The organism is Hyphomicrobium denitrificans 1NES1 (assembly GCF_000230975.2).
Taxonomy (GTDB): Bacteria; Pseudomonadota; Alphaproteobacteria; order Rhizobiales; family Hyphomicrobiaceae; genus Hyphomicrobium_B; species Hyphomicrobium_B denitrificans_A.
Genome location: NC_021172.1, coordinates 919,610 through 940,772, shown reverse-complemented (window position 1 = coordinate 940,772; position 21,163 = coordinate 919,610). Strand labels below are relative to the sequence as shown.

Genomic DNA, 21,163 nt, shown 5'->3' with positions numbered 1-21,163 from the left:
GAGAACCAGTAATGCTACGAGGATGGCTGAGAGCCCGTAGCCTGGAGCAAAGGACGATCTTGCGCCTTGCGGCCGCTGCAAGCGAACCAGCGCCGGAATCATGAGTCGGATTCGCTCATACGCGACCTTCACGCCGTATGGAGGTCGGGGCGAGGCGCGACCCACGAGAACATGGTCTTGCCGAAAATGCTGCCCAGGCAGACGAACAAGCCGGCCGTGCCGAGATTCCACATAAGGATCATGACGGTCGCATCACCGCCGTGAAACAGCGACAGGGCGACCGCTGTAACCGCCGCAACGGCAAGGCTCCCTGTGAGGATCACGGCGGTCGGCCGTAGCGGCGCGGCGTAGCGGAGCATCAGGAGCAGTGCCAGCGACAATGGGAGGCTGGTAAGCACCAGCGTCGCAAAGCATCTCGCGGTCTCTCCAAGCGTGATGCCGCCAGGCTGAACGCTGATCCACTCGGTCAGGCACTGGTATCCAACTGTGGAAAGCCAGAACACGAGCGACGGCGCCGGAAGGAGAACCCAGACGCGCGAGCGATCCGGCAGGCTCAGCATGAAGGCGGCGATGGTGGCCATCACGCCCGTTAGCAGCGCGCCGCCAAGGCTCATCACGAAGCTGGACTGCTGCAACTGCACCGCGATATCGGGCCGCAGGCCTTGAGCAGTGGCCAGCAGCGCGACGATCAGTGCAGCCAACGCCAGCCACGTCGCCGCGCGCACGATCGGCGGGCGCAGACGCTTGACCGGCGTGAGGTTGGCAACGAGCAGCTCGATGAGGTCGGGTGTCGTGGTCATTGGTCTTCGCTCCCTCGCGAGAGCATCTTTCGGAGGCTGTTGAGCGCCCGGTGAGTCGCGACCTTCAATGCCGTGATCGACATGCCGGTCGCTTCCGCCGCCTCCTTCAAGGTCATCTCCTTCAGTTTCAGCAGTCGGATGGCTTCTCGTTGGCTGGCCGGTAGGTTCTCAACGGCCTCATGCAGCTCGCGCCGATCCGACATCTCATCAACAATGTTCGTTTGCTCGGCCGGCAAGGTTTCGTGTTCGGCGGTCAACGACTCCTCGCGAGAGTGCAACCGACCGCGTCGGCGGAGCCGGTCGATGATGCGGCGCTGGGCGATCGTGACGAGCCAGGGCCCGAACGGCCGCGTCGGGTCATAGGTGTAGCGGATTGCGTGGATCGTCAGCAGGATGTCCTGGACCGTGTCTTCGACATCGGCCGGATCTCGGTGCCGTCGCGCTGCCAGGCTGCGCAGGTAGGGCGATATCTCCGCAAGCAAGCGGCGGTACGCCCCGGCATCGCCGGCCTGTGCGTGCGCCATCAGGATCGACCAGTTGAGCTCCCGGCCGCCCGAAACATCATCACCAGTGTCGCGCGACGCATTGCCGGCCCCTTGAGTGCCTTTGATAAGAGTTAGGGGCGGCACGCGTTTCCGCGGGCCCGAAGTCATCTTGAAACGTCCTTCAGTCGAAGCGGGCGGGCAGTTCGGCCCAGCGCCGCCCACTTAGGCATACAGGACGTTTCGGGCAGATCCGACCTTTATATTTTTTGCGGTCAGCGTAACCCCCCGGTCTGAAAGGACGAATCTCTTACCGCCGAGAAGAGCCCTGGCTGAACCCGGCGAGCCGAATATCCCTTGGCCCGTAACCCTCGAACGGGTCCGGGCGAACCTCAGATTGTTAGCCTCAATCCGAGGCCGCCAACAACGGAGGATCCCGCATGTCCAATCGAACTCTATCGCTGCTGGTCGCAGGCGCTTTGGCCACGGCCGTCGGCTCATTCGCCGCGGTGCCGGCCAACGCGCAGATGAGCAAGGCCGACATGGAAAAGATGATGAAGGAGAATCAGGCCAAGACGATGGCGCAGATGAAGACCGGCAAATTCGACCAGTGTTACGGCGTGGCGCTGAAAGGTAAGAACGATTGCTACGCCGGAGCGGGCACAACCTGCGCCGGCACGAGCACCGCCGACTACCAGGGCAACGCCTTCAAGCTGGTCGCGAAGGGGACCTGCACAACCATCAATACGCCGAAGGGCCCCGGAAGCCTGACGCCGAAGTCGACTTGAAGGAAGGCGGAAGCCAGTTCGCTTGGCGATGACCGAGGTAGGCGGAGCACCCGCCTACCGCCGGTCGGCCAGGCAGCAACGAGCGGCGGAGCGAGACGCGGTTATGGCATCGCAAGTTATTCGTGAACGCGGAATCCCGCCGCGGGCGGGCGTGGGTCTCAAGGCAGACCATTACCGAACGATCCTGGAGACGCGCCCCGACATTGGCTTCTTCGAGGTTCACGCCGAGAATTACATGGGAGCGGGCGGGCCGCCGCACCGCTATCTCGGCGCGATCCGCGACCGGTATCCGCTCTCGCTCCATGGCGTCGGCCTTTCCATCGGCGCAGATCGTCCGCTCGATCGTGCGCACTTGCAACGCCTGAGGCACCTGATCGAACGCTACGAGCCCGGGCTGTTTTCCGAGCACCTCGCGTGGTCAACGCACGGGACGGCATTTCTCGACGACCTGTTGCCGGTACCCTACACGGCGGAGTCTCTCTCGCGTGTCTGCGCGCATGTAGATGAAACGCAGGAAGCGCTCGGGCGCCGGATGCTATTGGAGAATCCTGCGACCTATCTCGCCTTTGCCGAAAGCACCTATTCGGAGATCGACTTTATCGCCGAGATCGTCAGGAGGACCGACTGCCGCTTGCTCCTCGACGTCAACAATGTCTATGTCGCCGCGACGAACCAGCAGTGGGACCCGCTGCGCTACATCGACGACTTTCCTCTCGCCCATGTCCAACAGATCCATCTCGCCGGCTATACGCGCGAGCAAGACGAGAACGGGCGGCCGCTCCTGATCGATAGCCACGATCGGAGCGTCGCAGACATCGTCTGGAACCTCTTCGAGCACGCGATCGAGCTGATCGGACCGGTGCCGACCCTGATCGAATGGGACGCCAACATACCCGCTTGGCCCGAACTAAAGGCCGAAGCCGATCGCGCCGAAGCAGTCATGCTTGCGGTCTGCCAAAAGGAGTACCGCCGTGTCCTCGCTGGCTGAGCGTCAGGCGGACTTTGCCGCGGCGCTGCTCGATCCGGCGCGTCCGGCGCCATCCGGCTTGGTCGGCCCCGACGGCGTTGAAAGCCCGAGGCGCTTCGCCGTCTACCGCAACAACATTAGCGTCGCACTGATCGACGCCTTAGAGGCCAATTTTCCGGCGACGTGCCGCATAGTCGGGGAGGAGTTCTTCCGCGCCATGGCCCATGCCTTTGCGCTCCTCGAGCCGCCGGCCTCGCCGATCCTTCTGGATTACGGTGCGAGCTTCCCGGATTTCATCGCCCGGTTCGCACCGGCCGAGTCCTTACCCTACCTCTCGCATGTCGCCCGGATCGAGCGGGCTTGGACCGAAGCATATCACGCACCGGAAGCCAGCCTGCTCGATCCGGCAATCCTGTCGCGCGTCCAAGGCGACGAAGCTGCAGCGCTCTGCTTCACGCTTCACCCCTCCGTTCGGATCGTTCGCTCGCAATTTCCGGCACTGACGATCTGGCGCATGAACGTCGCTGATGGCGTCCCGGCGCCCGTCGACCTCGATTCTGGGGGCGAAGATGCTCTTGTGACGCGGCCGGATGCGGAAGTCGAAGTCCGTTCTGTCCCCGCGGGAGGTGCGGAGTTCATCAAGGCTTTGGGTCAAGGTCATCGCCTCGTCGAGGCTGCGAAGGCGGGCTTACACAAGTCGGCACAATTCGACCTTGCAGCAAACCTGACGGCGCTTCTCGGTGCCGGCGTCTTTGTCGGTTGTCATTCCGAGACGAGCACAAACTACCCTATCGAGGCCCACGCACGATGATTGGCTCGAGGTTCTCCCTTCCAGGTCTCATGGCCGCGCTCGAAGCGATCATTGGTTGGCTTGCTTGCGCCGCGCAGGTAGTTGCGCCTCCGCTGCTCCGAATCGCCCTCGCGGTGCCGTTCTTCAAATCCGGCCTGACCAAATGGGACGGCTTCCTGTCGCTGGCGCCAACCGCGCAGTTTCTGTTCGAAGAGCAATTCAAGCTCCACATCTTCGGACAAGCTTACAGCTTCCCCATGCCGGGCACGCTCGCGTTGCTCGACAGCGTGGCTGAAATCGTCCTGCCCGTGCTCCTCGTGGTCGGCCTCGCGACACGGTTCAGCGCGCTGGGCCTGCTCGTCATGACCGGCGTCATCCAACTCGTCGTACCGGAAGGATGGGCGAATTTTCACCTCCCGTGGGCGTCGCTCGCTGTCGCTATCATCGCGCTTGGACCGGGAAAGCTGTCGCTTGACCATCTGATTGTGCTGAGCTGGTTCCGGCAACGTCACGGACGACAGACGGCGCAGGCCAAGACGGACTGAGCGCGCCACAAACGGAGTTGACCATATTGCTCAAACCACGCACCAAAGTTCCCGCTCTCGATCTGCCGATTCTGGGTGGCGGCCGTTTCGATCTTTCTGCCAGAGCGCCGCACTCGTTCTCGATGTTGGTATTTTACCGCGGGCTGCACTGTCCGATCTGCAAGGGCTATTTGCGCGACCTCGATCGTAGGCTCGAAGACTTTGCAAAGCGCGGTGTCGAAGCCGTAGCCGTCAGCACCGATACTCAAGAACGCGCTGAGCGCTCGCGGAGTGAATGGGGCATCGAGCACCTCACGATCGCCTACGCTTTGAGCATCGAGCAGGCCCGTCAGTGGGGTCTCTACATTTCGAGTTCGATCAAACCGGAAGAGCCAGCCCTATTCGCCGAACCGGGCCTCTTTTTGGTGCAGCCTGATCGCACTCTCTATTGCGCCTCTATCCAGACAATGCCTTTCGCACGGCCGGCGTTTGCGGAGGTCCTGCAGGCCGTCGCCTTCATCACCGAAAAGAATTACCCGGCGCGTGGGGAGGCGTAAGCGCACGCTCCCAAAAACGGAGCATGGACTTCCAAGGAGGCCATCATGACTGAGGCTCGCCTGGAGGGAATTCGGGCATGCGTTTTCGATGCGTACGGCACCTTGTTCGATTTCACCTCCGCGGCGGCACGCTGCCGCGACCTGCTTGGCGACAAACTCGAGCGGCTGAACACGCTGTGGCGCGACAAACAGCTTCAATATACGTGGCTCAGAGCAATTCAGGGTCGGCACGCGGATTTCTGGCAGGTCACTGGCGACGCGCTCGATTTCGCGTTGGATGCGCTTGCCATCGGTAATCCTGATCTACGGCGGCGGCTGATGGATATCTATCGGACGCTCGACGCCTTTCCGGAGGTGGCGGCAACTCTTGAGCGCCTCAAGCAAGCGGGCCTCAAAACTGCGATCCTGTCGAACGGCTCGCCCGCCATGCTCGATGCGGCGGTCCAGCACGCGAGCATCAGCCATCTTGTCGATGCTGTTCTGTCGGTCGAAGAGGTCGGCGTCTACAAGCCCCATCCAAAGGTCTATCAGCTAGCGGTCGATCGGCTTGCGGTCGAGCCCAGCGCGATCGTCTTCCAGTCATCGAACGCCTGGGATGCTTATGCGGCTTCCGCATTCGGGATGCGTGTCGTCTGGTGCAATCGCAATGCTCAGCGCCCGGAGCGCCTGCCAGGCAAGCCCGACCGTGTCGTTACAACCCTCGCGGAGCTGCCCACAATTATCGGCGTATAGATCCCGTGCGGAAGAAGAAGGGCGTGACAGGTCTTGGCTCACCAAATGGCCGACCCAACCAAATCGCTGGAGAGCACCATGCCATTTTTGCCGTCCTTACGCTCTGGCTCGAGTCTTCTCGATGTGTTCAAGGCTTTCCCCGAGACCAGCAAGCCACTGATCGAATTCCACGAGGTTCTGCTGCGCGGTTCATCGCCGTTCACTGAAGCGGAGCGCGTGCTGATCGCGGCTTATGTATCTGGCCTCAATCATTGCCGCTACTGTCACGCCGTGCATACGGCAACTGCTGAGCGGTTGGGCATCTCTGAAGGAGCGGCCCGACAGCTCGTGGAGGGCGGCGAGACCAACCTCATACCTGACAAAATGCGGCCGGTCTTACGGTATGCGCAGAAGCTGACCAATCGACCCGACAGCGTGACCAAGGACGATGCCGACGCCATTCTCGCGGCGGGCTGGAACGAGACAGCGCTTTATCACACGGTCGCGGTGACAGCACTGTTTAACTTCATGAATCGGCTGGTGGAAGGGCTCGGGATCGAACTCGATAAGGGCTACGTAAAGCCCGCATCGGAGCGCCTCGCCGATCGAGGCTATCTCCCGTTGATCGCCATGCTCCGGTAATCGTCGCAATGGATCCGGCTCCCTATACTGCATCTATGACCGATCAGCGCCAGACGCCGCGCCTTCTTGAGGTTTGCCGATGCTGTATCTCCGACGGAGTGCCGCGGCGGTCGTTCCTTGTCGCGCTGATTGTCGGAACAATCCTCAATCTGATTAATCAGGGAGATGCGCTCTTCGGCGATGGCCGGATCAACTGGGCCAAAGTAATTCTGACCTTCGCTGTACCGTACTGCGTTGCCACGTATGGTGCCGTCTCCTACCGCCTGACCGCTTCGCGGAGGGCGGAATGACACTGACCGCTCCATCCCACGATGTCGCTGCGCAGCGGCGTGCGGCCATCGCTGTGCTGATCATGCGCCTGACGCTCGGCATTTTTTTACTGCTGTGGAGCGTAGGAAAACTTGTGGTGCCAAGCTCGACGGTTCGAATTGCATCGCACTTCTACGAAATCGCGCTGCCCGAAGCGGCGCCGGCGTTCATGGGATCGGCTGAGCTAGCGCTCAGCCTAGCGTTGTTGGCTGGATTCGCGCGACGCCCAGTCTACGCTCTTGCCATTGTCCTGCATGCCACGTCGACGCTCGCCAGTTGGCGACAAATTCTCGATCCGTTTGGCATCGCGAGGCCCGGTGACGACTTGTTCCTCGCCGGTGTTCCGGTGCTCGGAGCGTTCATCGCGCTCTATCTGCTGCGCGGTCTCGATACCTATTCGCTCGATGAATGGCTCCGCATCCGACACGGTTAGTTCGTCAATATCGCAAACCTCACTCCTGGAGGGCCCATGCCGAGATTAGAACCACTGTCACTGAATGACGTGAAAGTCCTGAAGCCATTACTGGAAGCAACTGAGAACCGCATGGGGTTTCTGCCGAACTCGCAACTCATCCTTGCACGCCGGCCGGAAATCCTTCGGGCCTTTCAGCAGCTTGGTGCTGTTATCCACGGGCCGACCTCCACGATAACGCCGCAGCTTCGGAACATGGTCGCACAGATGGCGAGCCGTGCGGCCGGCTGCGGATATTGCATGGCCCATGGTGCGCATGGCGCTGAGCGAAGCGGCATCCCGTCCGAGAAGGAGGATGCGCTGTGGGAATATGAGACAAGTCCTCTGTTCACAGAAGCCGAGCGCGTCGCGTTGCGCGTGGCGCAGTGCGCGGCGCAGGTCCCGAACGCGGTGACAGATGATGATTTCGCTGCATTGAAAGGACACTACACCGACACACAGATCGTCGACATCGTCGCGGCGATTGCGTTGTTCGGCTTCCTCAACCGCTTCAACGATACGATGGCGACGGAGCTGGAAGCCTCGCCAATCGAGGCCGCCAAGCGTCACCTTTCGCAACACGGCTGGGCCCTCGGCAAGCACGCGCCCAATCCGGCGTCTCGATAGGCCGCCGCCCCGCTGGATCCGGCGAGGCGCTAACGCGCACCTTCCTCGCGGCGTGATTGGGCGTTAATTGTCCAATCGTAATCGGCAAACGAAACCTTGAAGTCCACCGGCACCGGAACGGTGCGGTAACGATTGACGTAGGCGATCAGACTCGGCGCCTTGGCGAGGAAATCCTTTGTATAGAAGTCGAAGATCGCCGAGAGCCTGACCACATGCGTTTCGAGATCGACATGGACATTGCGGTCCTCGTTCATGAACTCGCGTGCTGCAGTATCGAGCTCCCGGTCGAGCCCATCGGTGGTGAAGGCCGTTCGAGGAAGCCTCGGGCAGCTCACGCTCATGCAGTTAAGCGCGAAATGCACGCGCGGGTCCCCCATCGGCCTGATGACATCGTTCTCGAGGCTGTAGAGCGAGATCGATCGCCCGCCCAATATGAACTTCCGAAGATAGAAGAACCTGAACCGACCGAGCCAGCCAAACCGTTCGGGCACACCCGCATCGAGCACGCCGTACATGGCGAGCGCGTTGTAGGCATCAATGTAATAGGCCATCCGGGCCGATGGCGTCGGAAACAGTGCCTGCTGAGAGACCGGATCGGCTGTCGCGACGAACTTCATGACATCGTCGAGACCGGTCCGGTCGCTTGCAAGACCGGCAAAATCGACTCTTCCTTTCGCGTCCACGTGCCGCTGGAGCACCTGCGTCCACTCGGATTGCCATGCTTCAGGGCTTCGGTTCGCCTGAGGCGAGGCCACAGAGGGACCAAGGAGCATGGACGTCAGTCCCAGTGCGACGGCAATCCGGCTGGCGTGCAACCCAATCAGCCCGGCGACGGTTCGGCGATGCCGCATGGCGTCAATCCGCAGTATTGTCGACTTCGAGCGCCTTCTTCTTTCGCCGCAAGCCGGCCGGCGAAAGAGACCCATGCGACGAGAAGTCTTCAACATTCCGAGCCGATCGGCCCGTGACGGGATCCCACCACTCCTCGCCATCGGACCCGATCTGCTTCAACGGCCGGAGGATGTAACGGTCGCGTTGTGCATTGTGCAAGCACATCGAAACTGGACCGTCCTGTGTGGCCGCCATGAACGTGCAGGCTTTGATCCGTTCCGGATCGAGGTTGCAGGCGTCCATGAAATTGTGGACGAAGAACGACAGCTTACTGATCCGCCCGCGCGACGCCACGAGGTCGCCCTTCATCCGCCAGAGCTTGCTCGCGAACCAGCCTGCACCTTTGGCTATCACTTCGGGGTTTGCAGCAAGGCAGCGTAAGAACGTCGCGACAGCACGCTTGCGGCTTTGGCGATCGAACCGGTATCCCGCGGTGCGGGCCACCAGCAGATTGTAGAACCCCTTATTGTCGAGAACATCGTAGGCATGTCCGTTGACAATTAACGACATTGCGTAGCGATTGCATTGGGCATGTCCGGCGTGCGCCGTATCGAAGGACAGCGTCGTTCCCGCGCCCTTCTCGATTTGCCTGGTGACCGAGGCGGTGTTGATGGCTGGGGAGCGTGGTCTCAAGGTGCCACGCCCAGTCTGAGCCAGCGGCTGGAATGAAGCCAATCGAACCACATCGCTATACTGAACGAAGAAGGCGACCACGTGGGGAACCTGGTCGAAATTCCCGTCGAAGACCGTCGTGTTGAAGAAGACTGACAGCGGCAGCCCCCGGGCCCGCTCGATGTAAGTGCGGCGGAGCTCATTAAGGTCGTGCTCGGTTTGGTAGCCGCGGCGGCCTTGCGTCAAATCGACATGGAAAGCCACATCGACAAGGCCAGCCTCGACAAGGCTTACGAGGAGATCGCGGGTGGCCCTGATGCCGTTCGTGAACAATGCAGGCCGCATGCCGACTTCCCGGAGACGGCGAACGATGGCGACCAGTTCATCCTGCTTGCGCAAGGTCGGATCCCCGCCGGTAACCTGGACATCGACGTCCGAACCGTAGGTGTCGCGGATCATATCGATCCGGCGATAAACCTCATCGAGCGGCAGATCCCTGACCGCTTCCGAATGCTCGGAGAGGTAGCATGCGCCGCAATCGAGATTGCAGCGCTGGGTGATCTCAAGGGCGACGCAGCCGATAGGCCAACGCCGTCCCATAGACTGCGCCGCATCCCATTGCCCAGTTTCGATCATCTTCTGCCGCGCTTGATCCAGCGCCGTTCTTGCGACGCTTGCCACGATACGCCCGCTCACAGCATGTAACCGATGTCGGAGCCGGCGGTCGGATAGGCGAAGATGGTCTCTTTCAATCGCGACGCAGGCAGGCCGGCGCGAATGGCAAGCGCAAAGATATTGATGATCTCCTCGGCATGCGGTCCGATAAGGTGAGCGCCGAGAATGCGTTCCGTCTCTTCCTCAATCAGAAGCTTAAACCCAGAACAATCCTCGTTGACACGCCGCGCCGTGTACCAGTCGAAGGTCTTCTCGTGTCGGACGCGATAGCGCAGGTTGCGCCGGCGTGCCTCGTCTTCCAGCAATCCGACTCGCGCAAGCGGAGGGATCGTGAACACCACGCTTGCAACTCCCGCATAGTCGGGCTGCCGATGATTTCCTTTCGTCATGTTGGCGGCCACGACCGCTCCATCGCGGCTTGCAACCGGGGTCAAAGGCGGTCCGCTCGATGCCGCATCGCCCGCTGCGTAAACCGCCGAATTGGAGGTGCTCTGCAGGAACTCGTTGAGCACGAGGCGCCCTTTCTCCTGCGTGACGTTTCCGGCAGCGAGATCGAGCGATTCAAGGTCCGGAATACGGCCGGCCGCGTGGACGACGAGATCGGCATCAAGACTCGTGGTGTCACCATCGGACGCGACCGTGACTTTGAAGCCGCCTGCGCTTTTCACGACGCTCTGCACACGCGCATTCACGCGAATATCAATTCCCAATGTGGCGGACTTCGCCTGCAGCCAACTTACGAGGTCCTGGTCAAATTGCCCCAGAATGCGATCAGACTGCTCGAGAACGACCACCGAAGCGCCGGCACGCGCCGCGACATGCGAGAACTCCTGTGCGATGAATCCGCCACCGACGAACACCAGCCGCTTCGGCAGCTCTTCAAGTCCCAGGAAGTCGGTGCTGCTCGCGAGGTGCTTCTCGCCTGCGATGCCGAGGTGCATCGGCGCGGCACCGGTTGCGATCAGTATGAAACGCGCGTCGAACCTCTGACCGTCAACCTCGATCGTCTGCGGTCCGACGAACCGAGCCAGGCCATGGAAGGCCTCAATTCCATTCTTCGCAAATTCCACTTCCCGCTGTTGCGGGACGGGGTCTGTAAAGCTCCGCTTGAAGGCCATGAGCTGGTGCCAATCGATCGACAATTCGCCGCCATCGATGCCTCTGTCTCGCAACCGCCGACTCTGGTCCAGTGCTTCTGCAATCCCAACCAGTACCTTCTTCGGATCGCAGCCGCGCAAAGCGCAGGTTCCTCCGAACGGCAGATGATCGATGATTGCAACGCTCCAGCCGGCGGCACGGCATCGGAACGCGGCCGTTGTCGCGGCTACTCCGGTGCCCAGGACAACAAGATCATATTGGTTTGGCATCAGGCGGCTCACGTACTACTAGTTAGACTGCCAACGTACGAACTCGCATGAGTCCGCGCGTCATCACGCGTGGACAGGTTGCTCGCGTTCCGGACGTGCCCAGGCCCCGTAAACGGCCCCGAGAACTGCGCCATAGAGCCAATGCATAACGAGCGTAGCCACCGGCGCCATCATCCCCATCTGCAAGCCGAAGAACCCTGCGCCGGCCATCGGCATCATCAAAATCATCATGAGGAGCCAAGCACCTGTCGCAAAGGTTGCGCCACGGAACCAAGGAGGTCCCGGCAGCGACCGATCGATCCAGGCGTAAAGGACACCCCACAAGATCGTCCCGATGAAGAAGTGCGTGAGCCATCCGACAAGCAGTGTCCCCATGCCGCTCATCTCTGTGATCATTTGAATGGGATTGAGCTGCGGCATGACCCCCATCGACTGCTTCATGAGCATGATGGCGGAGAGGACGATCGTTGCGACGAAGCCGCTGCCAATCCCCTTTGCGATATTCATTCCATTGTTCACGGCTATTATCTCCTTGTCAGACGCGAATACCGATAACGGATAAAGGGCCGAAGGCCGGATGGGTTCCGATTCGCCTGAAATAACCCATTGGTATAACTACATAATTTGCAACACGCCATCATTCCCCAAACCAACCAGCTTGGGCTGCTTCCTGTAGAATTTCAGCCAGCAGATCTGGCGAACGATCTGATACGCCAGTTCCAGAATCGTCCCGCACGTCCGGCTCTCTTTGAGATGGTTCGCTCCAGGGTGCCGAGAGGTTAGCGACACCGGGCTTACTGGACACCCGACGTTCGTTGGCGTCTGACGGAAAAGGTCAGAAACCGCCTAGGCTAGCTGCGGGTGGAGTTTATGCTTCAGGAACATCGGGAAGGCGCTCGCATCGTGCATTAAGCTATCGAAGGCGACGCATGCCACCAGAGCTGATGATGATACGGTCCGATACGAACTCGTAGGGTCCCATGCCGCAGCCGAGTAGCTCAGGCTCTTCAATTAACTTCCACCGCTACCAGCGCATCGCCACGATCTACGATCTGCTGGATTTGCCATTTGAATACAGTCGCTACCGAGCGCTCCGGCGACAGCTCTTCGATGGTCTCCAAGGCCACATCCTCGATGCGGGCGTCGGAACTGGCCGCAACTTTCCGTTCTATCCCCGCAACGCGGCAGTCATAGGCATCGACATCAGCCCGGCGATGCTCAGGCGCGCCAATCGCAGGCGAAGTCAGTCACCGGCTGCGTCGATCGAGTTGCGCCAGATGGATGTCGCGCACATAACCCTTCCGGACCGCGCGTTTGATGCCGCCGTTACCAGTTTTCTGTTCTGTGTCCTGCCCGGCGAGTTGCAAATCCCCGCATTGCAGGAGCTTCACCGGGTCGTCCGCCCTGGCGGCGTGATTCGCCTCATGGAATATCTCCGACCGCAAGGCCGAATTCGCCGCCTGATTACCAGACTCTGGGATCCCTGGATCGCGTGGGCCTACGGCGCAAGCTTCGATCGGCAGACCGAAATGCATATTCGAAACGCCGGTCTAAAGGTTTCAATGGACCGCTTCGTCGTCACCGATCTCATCAAGCTAATCGAGATCGAATGCTGATGCCAAAGCTGGCGTTCCGGCTGCGACCGCGGAATAATTCTCGGGCAAGCGCATCGAGCTGCTACGCTGGCTTCCGCTCGAACTGGTCGCGTCGGCCAACGCTCAGGATCGCACTGATGAAGAGCGAGGGGCGGCCCCAGAGCGAATTGATGAAAATAGCCGTTACGCTCAAGGCCATCGCCACGAGCGCCCAGACGGGATAGAGCAGGCCCGTCGCCGCAATGGGAATGCCGATGCCGTTGAAGCCAAAGGCGAGCAGCACATTCTGGACCATCTTATGGTAGCTGTAGCGGCTGATTTCGCGCGCCCGCATGATGAGGCCCAGTTCCTTCCCGAGGATGATGATGTCCGCAGATTCGATCGCGATGTCGGTACCGGTGCCGAGCGCGACGCCAACATCCGCCTGCATCAGCGCCGGCGCATCGTTGATGCCGTCTCCGACCATTGCCACCTTCCCGTACTTTTGGAGTTCGCGGACGATGTCGGCCTTGGCGCCAGGCAGGATGCCGGCGTGGACCTCGTCGATGCCGAGATCCCGCGCGACGCGCCGCGCCGCCCGCTCGTTGTCGCCGGTGATCAGGACCGTCTTCAGACCAGCCTTGCGCAACGCGGCTACCGTCTCGACGGCATCCGGCTTGAGGGCATCGCCGAGAGCGATGATGCCGAGCAAGCGACTGGCCCGCGCAGCGGCGATGACGGTGCGTCCTTTTTGTTCCAGGGCATCGATCCGGTCCGCGATGGACCTGAAGTCAACGCCGCGCCCTCTTAGAAAGCTAAGGCTACCGACGAGGACCTCCTGACCCTCGATTTTGGCTACGACACCCTTGCCGGGGATCGCTTCGAACGCTTCCACAGCCGGCGGCACGACCTTTCGCGCAAATGCTGACTTCACGATTGCTTCGGCCAGAGGGTGCTCGGACGAGGATTCGGCTGCTGCGGCGATCGCCAGCAACTCGTCCTCGCTTGTATCGCACGCCTCGATCTCGCCCACCGTTGGTCGTCCCTCTGTGAGCGTTCCCGTCTTGTCGAGAACGATGCTCCGGACCAGCCGATAGGTTTGGAAGGCTTCACCGGTACGCATGAGAATACCTTGGTTCGCGGCCTCACCGGCGCCGCGAACGATCGAGAGAGGGGCCGAGATTCCCACGGCGCATGGGTAGCCCATCACGAGTACGCTCAGGCCTGCGAACACTGCCCGGCTTATGTCGGGATGGTACCCGGCCAGAAGCGGCCCCGCGATCCACCCAAGGAAAGCTGCTGCGGCAATCAGAAGAACGGTCGGCGTGTAGATCCGCAGCACGCGGTCGACGAGATGCAGGATGCCCGGCTTGAGAGCGCGGGCATCCTCGACCTGGCGCACGACCCGCTGCAGGAAGCTTTCTTCCCCGACGGCGGTGACCCTTATGAGAAGGCTGCCAGTCCCGTTGACCGAGCCCCCCACAACAGTATCGCCGTCCGTCTTCTCGACGGGAACCGGTTCGCCGGTGACGAACGACTGGTCGATCGCCGAGCGGCCTGTGACGACCGTTCCGTCGACCGGTATTCGCTCGCCCGGCCGGACGCGAACGAGATCGCCCACAACGACGTCCGAAACACGGACTGCCTCTTCCCGGTTGTCGCGCACCACACGGGCCATGTCGGGTTGGAGGTCGAGAAGCCGCTTCACCGCTTGCGAACTGCGGGTCTTGACGATGAGCGACAGCCATTCCGAAAAAATATGGTACGTCGCGACCATGACCGAGACGGCGAAGAACGGTGCGGTCGGATAGCCGGGCGGATGGAGGACAAGCCCGATGACGCCGCCCGCGATGCCGGCGAACGCGCCCATCTCCAACAGGACATGCTGATTGAGAATGCCGCGGCGAAGCGCCTGCCAGGCCATGTAGAGAATGTGCCGGGCAACGCCAAAGACAAGCAAAAGCGCCAATGCGCCGGTGACCCAAGGCGCCGCTCCGGTCAGGTATCCTTCCAGGTTGAGGTAGAGGAGGATCAGGACCATGGCGATCAGGCCCGCAGTCACCGCGACCGCCGTCCATAACCCGCTCGATCGCAGCGCGAGGAAAACAAGGCCTGCAAGGCTCAAACAGACGAGCGCCGGGAGAAATCCTGCCCAACCCACCGAAGGGTCAGCAATGATGGGGATCGATCCGACGCTCAAGGCCACCGCGGTCACGAACCGCCGCGCCTCCCGCACGAGCTCGCGTTCTTCTTCCTCAAATCCGCGCAGCTTGCGCGGATCGTGGATGGTGTACCCGATATCTCGGAGTGTTTGCAGGACAGCGACTGGGCGCACGACCTTGGGATCGTACTCGACCAGCGCCTGTTCGTGTGTGAGGCTTACGGCGACCTTGTCCACGCCGGCCATCCGGCCGACTGCCTTCTCGATCGTGCCCGTGCAGAGCGAGCAATGAAGACCGCCGATACGGGCCCGGATCTTCTTGCGATCAGGACGGCTCGATGGTTCTTCGGACCACAGGTGGTCCGCATAGCTCTGCATCGTTGCCATTGTCATGGCGGTGCCTCCGTTCATGGTGTCCCGAGCACGCCCAGCGGCGGCAGGAAGCCCGCATAGACGGCGCTCTGGTAAAGGAAGTAGAGAGCGGCCAGCAAAAGCAGCACGCCGCTCACGCGCTCAACCGCCGGCGCCAGCATCATGACGCGCGGCAGGTCTTTCAGCCGTTCCGCGGCGGCGCCGACGAGGAGCAACGGCGCGCCGCGCGCGATGCCGAAGACCAGCAGCAGCGCCCCGCCTAGCCACGGAGTGCCGCTAAGCGCGGCGGCACCCAGGACCGGCAACACCATCGGTGTACAGGCCGGGCACACCGACAGGCCGAACGGCACGCCTAACGCATAGGCCGCCGCGAAGCTTTGAACGCGATGCGGCCGCGGCGATAGGACCGGAGTGAAGAAACGGATCTTCCGAAGCAGGGCCAGCCCCAGCACGATGAGAAGGAGGCCGAGAGCCAAATTCGTGACGGCGAGGGAGCCAGCGAGCGCCCGGATGATGGCGAAGCCCAGGAAGCCGACCAGTACGCCAATCACGGCATCCACCGTGGCGATGCCCAGCACGAAACCCGCGGAAAGCACCAGTCCGCGGCTGGACAACCACGCCTTCTGCTCGCCGCGCGTTTGGCCGCCGACACAGCCCGCCACGACGGTGGCAAGGGGATAGGAACTGGGCGCGATGCCCATGACCAGCCCGGCGAGCGCCATGACGGCGAAGCCGAGCGGCGACGCCAACGAGACTTGCTCCAGCCAGGCTTGGATGTAGGACATCGGTCACACCGTTACGGCCGCTCGGCGCGGTCGACGACGCGATAGCCGGGCTTTTCAATCCTGGACTTCAAACGCGCTTCGTTCGCCGCGTTGGGATCGAAGAGGATCCGCGCCGTCCCGGGATCGAATGACACGTCGACGCTCTTGACGCCGGGCTCTGTTTCCAAGAGGGCACGGATGGTGCGCGCGCACGCTTCGCAGTGCATACCTTCAATGTTGAATGTCACCTGGTTCATCTGATCGGCCTCTGAGTTGCGTTTTTATTCCGGGCGCGTCCCTGCCGCGATCGCGCCGATCGTTCGGCAAGTTCCCGCTTGCGGAGACTCGGCTCGGGTGGTGCCGGCGCTTGCGATGGAGAGTCGTCGAGCGCTTCCAGGATCGAGCAGGCGTTCACCGGTCCGCAGCCCGGGCAGACGGCGATCAGCGCTTCGAGCGCCTCGCCGATGCGGCGAAGCTTGCCAATCTTGTCATGAACCTCCTTGAGCTTCGCAACCGCGCGACCCTTTACGTCGCCACAGTCGCTTTCCGGATCGGTTTTGAGCGCCAAAAGCTCATGGATTTCGCGCAGCGAGAATCCGATATCCTGCGCCTGCTGAATGAAGCGAAGACGCTTTACGGTCTCCTGCGGGTAAGTACGGAAACCGGCACCGTTCGGCTTCGGCGGCTGCTCGATCAGGCCGCGGCGCTCATAGAAGCGGACCGTCTCGATCCCGACGGCCGCTTGCCGCGCAATCTCCCCGATGGTCAACGGCTTCATCATTCGCACCTCTGTTTGAATGTAGGGTCCGTACTATAGTACGGAGTCAACGGGAAATCGGCTTAATCTGCTCACTTCTTCCCTTGTGGCCCATGATCGTTCTCCGGGTCTTGACCTTCCAGCGGCTGGAAACCCTACATAGGTTCCAGTTTACTGGAAGGAGTATGAATTCATGGCTGGATTGGAAACAAAGAGTCCCGGAGACAGCACGTTGTCGATTTCGGGAATGACCTGCAGCGGGTGCGCCAACACGCTGACGCGGGTTCTCTCACGGGTTCCCGGTGTCGAGCACGCCAGCGTCGATTTTCCCGGCGGCCGCGCCGTGGTGAGAGGCACAGCGCGGCCGGAGGACCTGATCGAGGCCGTCAAAGCCGCCGGCTACGGGGCGCAGATCGCGAAGGATGAATCGACCGGAGGGCGAAATGAGCGCGCTCGCAGCGGCTGCTGCTGAGCGCACGCGGGTGGTCTTGCCGATTGAAGGCATGACCTGTGCGACGTGCGCTGGACGAGTTGAAAAGGCACTCCGCTCCCTTCCCGGCGTGGAAGCAACGGTCAACCTGACGGCCGAACAAGCCGACGTGAACTTTGATCCGGCGCGTCTTGATCCCTCGAAGCTCGGGGAGGCGATAGCGCGCGCCGGCTACGACGTGCCGCGCGAGACGCGGGAGATCGCCGTCTCCGGCATGACGTGTGCGACGTGTAGCGGCCGCGTCGAGAACGCGCTCTTGTCCGTTCCTGGCGTCACCCGTGCCGAGGTCAACCTCGCGAGCGAGAAGGCGTCCGTCGAGGGCATCGCCGGCATTCTGAAGGCGGCCGATCTGATCGCCGCCGTCGAGCGGGCCGGCTACGGCGCGGAGTTGCTCACCGGCGATGTCGAACGCGACAAGCAAATCATCACGACCGAAGAGCGCCGCTTTAGGCGTGAGACTTGGCGCATCGGGGCTGCTATCGCGCTGAGCGCACCGCTGCTCCTGCCGATGTTTGGGATCATGCAGCCGGCCTGGCTGCAGCTTGCTTTGGCGACGCCGGTGCAGTTCATCATTGGCGCGCGCTTCTATATCGCCGCCTGGAAAGCGTTGCGTACCTTCACGGGCAACATGGACCTGTTGGTCTCGCTCGGTACGTCCGCGGCATATTTCTACAGCGTCTATCTCATGTTCGCCGGGCCGCACGGCACGCATCTCTACTTCGAGGCTGCTGCGGTGGTGATCGCGCTGATCATGGTCGGCAAATGGCTCGAAGCACGCGCCAAGCGCTCGACCACTGCGGCGATCCAGGCACTCATGTCGCTGCGCCCGGACAGAGCTCGCGTCGAGCGCAACGGAGCCGAGATCGAGGTGCCGGTCGCCGCGGTTGCGGTTGGCGACGTTGTCGTTGTCCGCCCCGGAGAAAAACTACCGGTGGACGGCATCGTCATCGACGGCCGCAGCGAAGTAGACGAAAGCCTGCTGACGGGCGAGAGCCTGCCTGTCGGGAAGAACCCCGGCGATCCGGCCACCGGCGGTTCGATCAATGGCAGTGGCCTCTTGCGCATCGAGACGACGGCAGTCGGCGCGCAATCGATGTTGTCGCGCATCATCGCACTGGTCGAAAACGCCCAGGCGAAGAAGCCGCCAGTGCAGCGCTTGGTTGACCGCGTCGCTGCGATCTTTGTGCCCGTGGTCGTGGGCATTGCGCTGGTGGCTTTCCTCGCCTGGTGGCTGCTCGCTGGCAACTTTACGGCAGGCGTCATCGCAGCGGTCGCTGTGATGGTGATCGCTTGTCCGTGCTCGCTTGGGCTGGCGACCCCAACGGCGCTGATGGTTGGCACCGGCGCCGCCGCCAAGGCGGGCATCCTGATCCGCGATGCCGAGGCGCTCGAACGGGCTCATCGGCTCGACACGGTGATCCTCGACAAGACTGGAACCGTGACGGAAGGCAAGCCGGCGGTTACCGATATCTTCCCGAAAAACGTCAGTGAAGCGGAGCTGTTGACGATTGCCGCCGCGGCTCAGAAAGGCAGCGAACATCCACTCGCGCGCGCTGTCTTGGCAAAAGCCGAAGGCATTGCGCTTCCAGTGCTCGCAGAGTTTCAGAGCCATGCCGGCAAGGGTCTGACGGCGCTGGTTGACGGCCGCCAGATCGCGATCGGCAACCGACGCCTCATGCAGGAGAACGGCGTTCGCACTGACGAGATGGAAGCTCAGGCTGCGCGTCTTGAAGAGCAGGGGCGCACGGTCATGTGGGTCGCAGCGCTCGACACGGCCGCGTCCCTCCTCGGCCTCATCGCAGTTGCCGATCCGCTGAAGCCCACTGCCGCAGCCGCAGTACGGCATCTGCATGAGATCGGCATTGAGATCGTGCTGCTGACCGGCGACAACGAGCGCACCGCTGCCGCGGTCGCCGCGCAACTCGGCATCAAACGGGTGCTGGCCGGCGTCTTGCCCGCGGAGAAGGCGGCGGAGGTGCAGCGGCTCCAGGCCGCGGGCCGTCATGTCGGGATGGTAGGAGATGGCGTCAACGATGCGCCGGCGCTGGCCGCGGCCGATATCGGCATCGCGATGGGCACCGGCGCTGATGTCGCAATGCAGACGGCGGGGATCACCCTTATGCGCGGCGATCCGCTGTTAATCGGCGATGCGATCGCGGTGAGCCGGGCGACCTACAACAAGATCCGTCAGGGTCTGTTTTGGGCGTTCATCTACAACGTGATCGGCATGCCGGCGGCTGCGTTGGGCGTGTTGAGCCCGGTGATCGCCGGCGCAGCGATGGCGCTGTCCTCGGTCAGCGTCGTGACGAACGCGCTGCTGCTGCGGCGCTGGCGGCCTGCGGCAGCACCCGGAAGGGTTTGAAGCAATGAGCAACGGCATCATGTCGATCGGTGAGGCGGCATCCCAGTCGGGCGTGCCGCCAAAAACCATCCGCTATTACGAAGAGATCGGCCTCATCGCCCCAGCGGAGCGGATGGAGAACCGGTATCGCGCCTATGACGAAAAGGACATCCAGACGCTCCGCTTCATCCAGCGCGCGCGGAGCTTGGGCTTCTCACTTAAGGAGGTCGCGAAACTGCTCGCGCTCTACCGCGATCGCCGCCGCGCCAGCAAAGACGTGAAACGGCTCGCGCTCGCGCATGTCGCCGAACTCGACCACAAGATTGCCGAACTTAAGGCGATCCGGAACACGATTGCCGATCTCGCCGAACGTTGTCAGGGCAACCAGCGACCCGAATGTCCGATCCTCGAGGAACTCGAAACCCCTATACACTGACGGAGCCAACATGGCGGAAACTCTCCTAACAAAGAGCTGCATGCCCTGCCGCGGCGGGATGCCGCCTTTGACGCAGCAGGAGGCCGAGGAACTGCTCGCTCAGGCGCCGGAATGGGCGTTGCTGGACGATGCACATCGGATCGAGCGGACTTTCCGTTTCGGCAACTTCCGGGAGGCCCTCACATTCGTGCAGCAGGTCGGCGGGCTCGCCGAGAACGAGGGCCACCACCCGGACGTCAGCTTCGGGTGGGGTTACGCGACCGTGTCGCTGCGCACCAAGAAGATCAAAGGCCTCCACGAGAACGACTTCATCATGGCAGCGAAGATCGACCGGATCACAAGCATCGGAAATCGGTTATTGCATCGAACGATTGAAGGCGCAGCATGCCGCAGTGGTTGACAATTCTGTCTTGGCTCTCGATCACCCTCGGTCTCGTCACTGCGGCTGTGATCGCAATCGACATAATGCGTTATCCCCAGCGCATGGCCATCATGAATATCGTTTGGCCGGTGACGGGGCTGTACTTTCCAGTCGTCGCCTGGTGGTTATACACCGCTATGGGTCGTCCGATGGCGGTCGGTGCACCGAAGATGGAGGGCCGCCAGCCCCACTGGAAAAGCATCTTTCTGTCGGCCACACATTGCGGCAGCGGTTGCGTGATCGGTGACATCATCGGCGCGCCGATCGTGCTCGCCACGGGCTGGGTTCTTTTGGGCCAACGGCTTTATTCAGAATACGTTGTCGAGTTCGGCTTCGCATACTTATTCGGTATCGCCTTTCAATACTTCCCGATCCGGGCGATGCGCCAGGTCGCGCCGGGCGAAGCGATCATCGACGCGGTTAAGGCGGACACCTTATCGCTGACTGCTTTCGAGGTCGGCATGTTCGCCTGGATGGCGGTTATCTGGTTCCTCCTAATGCCATCGCATAGGCCTGACGCATCGAGCATCGTGTTCTGGTTCATGATGCAGATCGGTATGGTGCTTGGGTTCCTGACGACCTATCCGGCGAACTGGCTGCTCGTCCGCTGGGGCGTGAAGAGCGGGATGTAGGCGGCGCGAGCCTCGCATCTGT

26 protein-coding genes are annotated in these 21,163 nt (G+C 61.9%); 16 read left to right on the top strand and 10 right to left on the bottom strand.

Features of this window, described 5'->3' with window-relative positions; translation table 11 throughout:
* Positions 1-128 precede the first annotated feature (128 nt).
* Positions 129-800 carry an NrsF family protein gene (locus HYPDE_RS04460; RefSeq protein ID WP_015597181.1) on the bottom strand — a complete coding sequence of 224 codons (672 nt, stop codon included), beginning with the start codon at positions 798-800 and terminating at the stop codon, positions 129-131.
* Positions 797-1,453, bottom strand: a complete 657-nt coding sequence (locus tag HYPDE_RS04455; protein ID WP_041320854.1) for a sigma-70 family RNA polymerase sigma factor — start codon at positions 1,451-1,453, stop codon at positions 797-799. The genes HYPDE_RS04460 and HYPDE_RS04455 overlap by 4 nt, the downstream gene beginning before the upstream one ends.
* A 269-nt stretch (positions 1,454-1,722) precedes the next feature.
* On the opposite strand from HYPDE_RS04455, the gene HYPDE_RS04450 reads away from it, so the two are divergent.
* From HYPDE_RS04450 to HYPDE_RS04405, 10 genes are all read left to right on the top strand, one after another.
* A complete protein-coding gene (locus tag HYPDE_RS04450) occupies positions 1,723-2,070 on the top strand; it encodes a BufA1 family periplasmic bufferin-type metallophore (protein ID WP_015597179.1) in 348 nt (115 codons plus the stop codon).
* 103 nt (positions 2,071-2,173) lie between these two features.
* Entirely contained in the window at positions 2,174-3,058 is an 885-nt protein-coding gene (bufB, locus tag HYPDE_RS04445) for an MNIO family bufferin maturase (protein WP_041319984.1), read from the top strand.
* Positions 3,042-3,848, top strand: coding sequence for an HvfC/BufC N-terminal domain-containing protein (locus tag HYPDE_RS04440; protein WP_015597177.1), 807 nt, complete (start codon positions 3,042-3,044; stop codon positions 3,846-3,848). Before bufB ends, HYPDE_RS04440 begins: the two co-directional genes overlap by 17 nt.
* Positions 3,845-4,372 carry a DoxX family protein gene (locus HYPDE_RS04435; protein ID WP_015597176.1) on the top strand — a complete coding sequence of 176 codons (528 nt, stop codon included), beginning with the start codon at positions 3,845-3,847 and terminating at the stop codon, positions 4,370-4,372. Before HYPDE_RS04440 ends, HYPDE_RS04435 begins: the two co-directional genes overlap by 4 nt.
* 26 nt (positions 4,373-4,398) lie before the next feature.
* Positions 4,399-4,908 (top strand): peroxiredoxin-like family protein, encoded by a 510-nt coding sequence (locus tag HYPDE_RS04430; protein ID WP_015597175.1) that lies wholly within the window; start codon positions 4,399-4,401, stop codon positions 4,906-4,908.
* A gap of 45 nt (positions 4,909-4,953) precedes the next feature.
* The gene (locus HYPDE_RS04425; protein ID WP_015597174.1) at positions 4,954-5,640 is read left to right on the top strand and encodes a haloacid dehalogenase type II; all 687 of its coding nucleotides are present in this window, start codon (positions 4,954-4,956) and stop codon (positions 5,638-5,640) included.
* A 78-nt stretch (positions 5,641-5,718) separates the two neighbouring features.
* The gene (locus HYPDE_RS04420; RefSeq protein WP_041319982.1) at positions 5,719-6,261 is read left to right on the top strand and encodes a carboxymuconolactone decarboxylase family protein; all 543 of its coding nucleotides are present in this window, start codon (positions 5,719-5,721) and stop codon (positions 6,259-6,261) included.
* 8 nt (positions 6,262-6,269) lie between these two features.
* Positions 6,270-6,551: a nitrate/nitrite transporter NrtS gene (gene nrtS, locus HYPDE_RS04415; protein WP_144061197.1), complete on the top strand. Its 282-nt coding sequence runs from the start codon at positions 6,270-6,272 to the stop codon at positions 6,549-6,551.
* Positions 6,548-7,003 (top strand): DoxX family membrane protein, encoded by a 456-nt coding sequence (locus HYPDE_RS04410; RefSeq protein WP_015597171.1) that lies wholly within the window; start codon positions 6,548-6,550, stop codon positions 7,001-7,003. The genes nrtS and HYPDE_RS04410 overlap by 4 nt, the downstream gene beginning before the upstream one ends.
* A gap of 36 nt (positions 7,004-7,039) precedes the next feature.
* Entirely contained in the window at positions 7,040-7,648 is a 609-nt protein-coding gene (locus HYPDE_RS04405) for a carboxymuconolactone decarboxylase family protein (protein ID WP_041319980.1), read from the top strand.
* 29 nt (positions 7,649-7,677) lie between these two features.
* On the opposite strand, the gene HYPDE_RS04400 is transcribed toward HYPDE_RS04405, so the two are convergent.
* From HYPDE_RS04400 to HYPDE_RS04385, 4 genes are all read right to left on the bottom strand, one after another.
* Positions 7,678-8,499 carry a DUF547 domain-containing protein gene (locus HYPDE_RS04400; RefSeq protein ID WP_015597169.1) on the bottom strand — a complete coding sequence of 274 codons (822 nt, stop codon included), beginning with the start codon at positions 8,497-8,499 and terminating at the stop codon, positions 7,678-7,680.
* 4 nt (positions 8,500-8,503) lie between these two features.
* Complete coding sequence (locus HYPDE_RS04395) at positions 8,504-9,832, bottom strand: radical SAM protein (RefSeq protein WP_244437779.1); 1,329 nt, start codon at positions 9,830-9,832, stop codon at positions 8,504-8,506.
* An 11-nt stretch (positions 9,833-9,843) separates the two neighbouring features.
* A complete protein-coding gene (locus HYPDE_RS04390) occupies positions 9,844-11,193 on the bottom strand; it encodes a dihydrolipoyl dehydrogenase family protein (RefSeq protein WP_015597167.1) in 1,350 nt (449 codons plus the stop codon).
* A gap of 63 nt (positions 11,194-11,256) precedes the next feature.
* Positions 11,257-11,712, bottom strand: a complete 456-nt coding sequence (locus HYPDE_RS04385) for a DUF6789 family protein (RefSeq protein ID WP_244437778.1) — start codon at positions 11,710-11,712, stop codon at positions 11,257-11,259.
* Positions 11,713-12,173: 461 nt separating this feature from the next.
* Here HYPDE_RS04385 and HYPDE_RS04380 point away from each other — a divergent pair, with 461 nt between their 5' ends.
* Positions 12,174-12,809: a class I SAM-dependent methyltransferase gene (locus tag HYPDE_RS04380; protein WP_015597165.1), complete on the top strand. Its 636-nt coding sequence runs from the start codon at positions 12,174-12,176 to the stop codon at positions 12,807-12,809.
* 61 nt (positions 12,810-12,870) lie between these two features.
* On the opposite strand, the gene HYPDE_RS04375 is transcribed toward HYPDE_RS04380, so the two are convergent.
* From HYPDE_RS04375 to HYPDE_RS04360, 4 genes are read right to left on the bottom strand one after another with little or no spacing between them, the layout of a single operon-like run.
* Complete coding sequence (locus HYPDE_RS04375) at positions 12,871-15,321, bottom strand: heavy metal translocating P-type ATPase (RefSeq protein WP_041320850.1); 2,451 nt, start codon at positions 15,319-15,321, stop codon at positions 12,871-12,873.
* Positions 15,322-15,335: 14 nt separating this feature from the next.
* Positions 15,336-16,085: a cytochrome c biogenesis CcdA family protein gene (locus tag HYPDE_RS04370; protein WP_015597163.1), complete on the bottom strand. Its 750-nt coding sequence runs from the start codon at positions 16,083-16,085 to the stop codon at positions 15,336-15,338.
* Positions 16,086-16,096: 11 nt separating this feature from the next.
* Positions 16,097-16,321, bottom strand: a complete 225-nt coding sequence (locus tag HYPDE_RS04365; protein WP_015597162.1) for a heavy-metal-associated domain-containing protein — start codon at positions 16,319-16,321, stop codon at positions 16,097-16,099.
* On the bottom strand, positions 16,318-16,845 hold the full coding sequence (locus HYPDE_RS04360; protein WP_015597161.1) for a MerR family DNA-binding protein: 528 nt from the start codon (positions 16,843-16,845) through the stop codon (positions 16,318-16,320). The genes HYPDE_RS04365 and HYPDE_RS04360 overlap by 4 nt, the downstream gene beginning before the upstream one ends.
* A 169-nt stretch (positions 16,846-17,014) precedes the next feature.
* On the opposite strand from HYPDE_RS04360, the gene HYPDE_RS04355 reads away from it, so the two are divergent.
* The 5 genes from HYPDE_RS04355 to HYPDE_RS04335 are packed head-to-tail and all read left to right on the top strand — an operon-like array spanning position 17,015 to position 21,141.
* A complete protein-coding gene (locus HYPDE_RS04355) occupies positions 17,015-17,293 on the top strand; it encodes a heavy-metal-associated domain-containing protein (RefSeq protein WP_015597160.1) in 279 nt (92 codons plus the stop codon).
* On the top strand, positions 17,265-19,673 hold the full coding sequence (locus tag HYPDE_RS04350) for a heavy metal translocating P-type ATPase (protein ID WP_015597159.1): 2,409 nt from the start codon (positions 17,265-17,267) through the stop codon (positions 19,671-19,673). The genes HYPDE_RS04355 and HYPDE_RS04350 overlap by 29 nt, the downstream gene beginning before the upstream one ends.
* A 4-nt stretch (positions 19,674-19,677) precedes the next feature.
* Positions 19,678-20,088 carry a Cu(I)-responsive transcriptional regulator gene (gene cueR, locus HYPDE_RS04345; RefSeq protein ID WP_041319978.1) on the top strand — a complete coding sequence of 137 codons (411 nt, stop codon included), beginning with the start codon at positions 19,678-19,680 and terminating at the stop codon, positions 20,086-20,088.
* Positions 20,089-20,098: 10 nt separating this feature from the next.
* Positions 20,099-20,488 (top strand): 4a-hydroxytetrahydrobiopterin dehydratase, encoded by a 390-nt coding sequence (locus HYPDE_RS04340; RefSeq protein ID WP_015597157.1) that lies wholly within the window; start codon positions 20,099-20,101, stop codon positions 20,486-20,488.
* Positions 20,473-21,141, top strand: coding sequence for a DUF4396 domain-containing protein (locus HYPDE_RS04335; protein WP_015597156.1), 669 nt, complete (start codon positions 20,473-20,475; stop codon positions 21,139-21,141). Before HYPDE_RS04340 ends, HYPDE_RS04335 begins: the two co-directional genes overlap by 16 nt.
* Positions 21,142-21,163 lie beyond the last annotated feature (22 nt).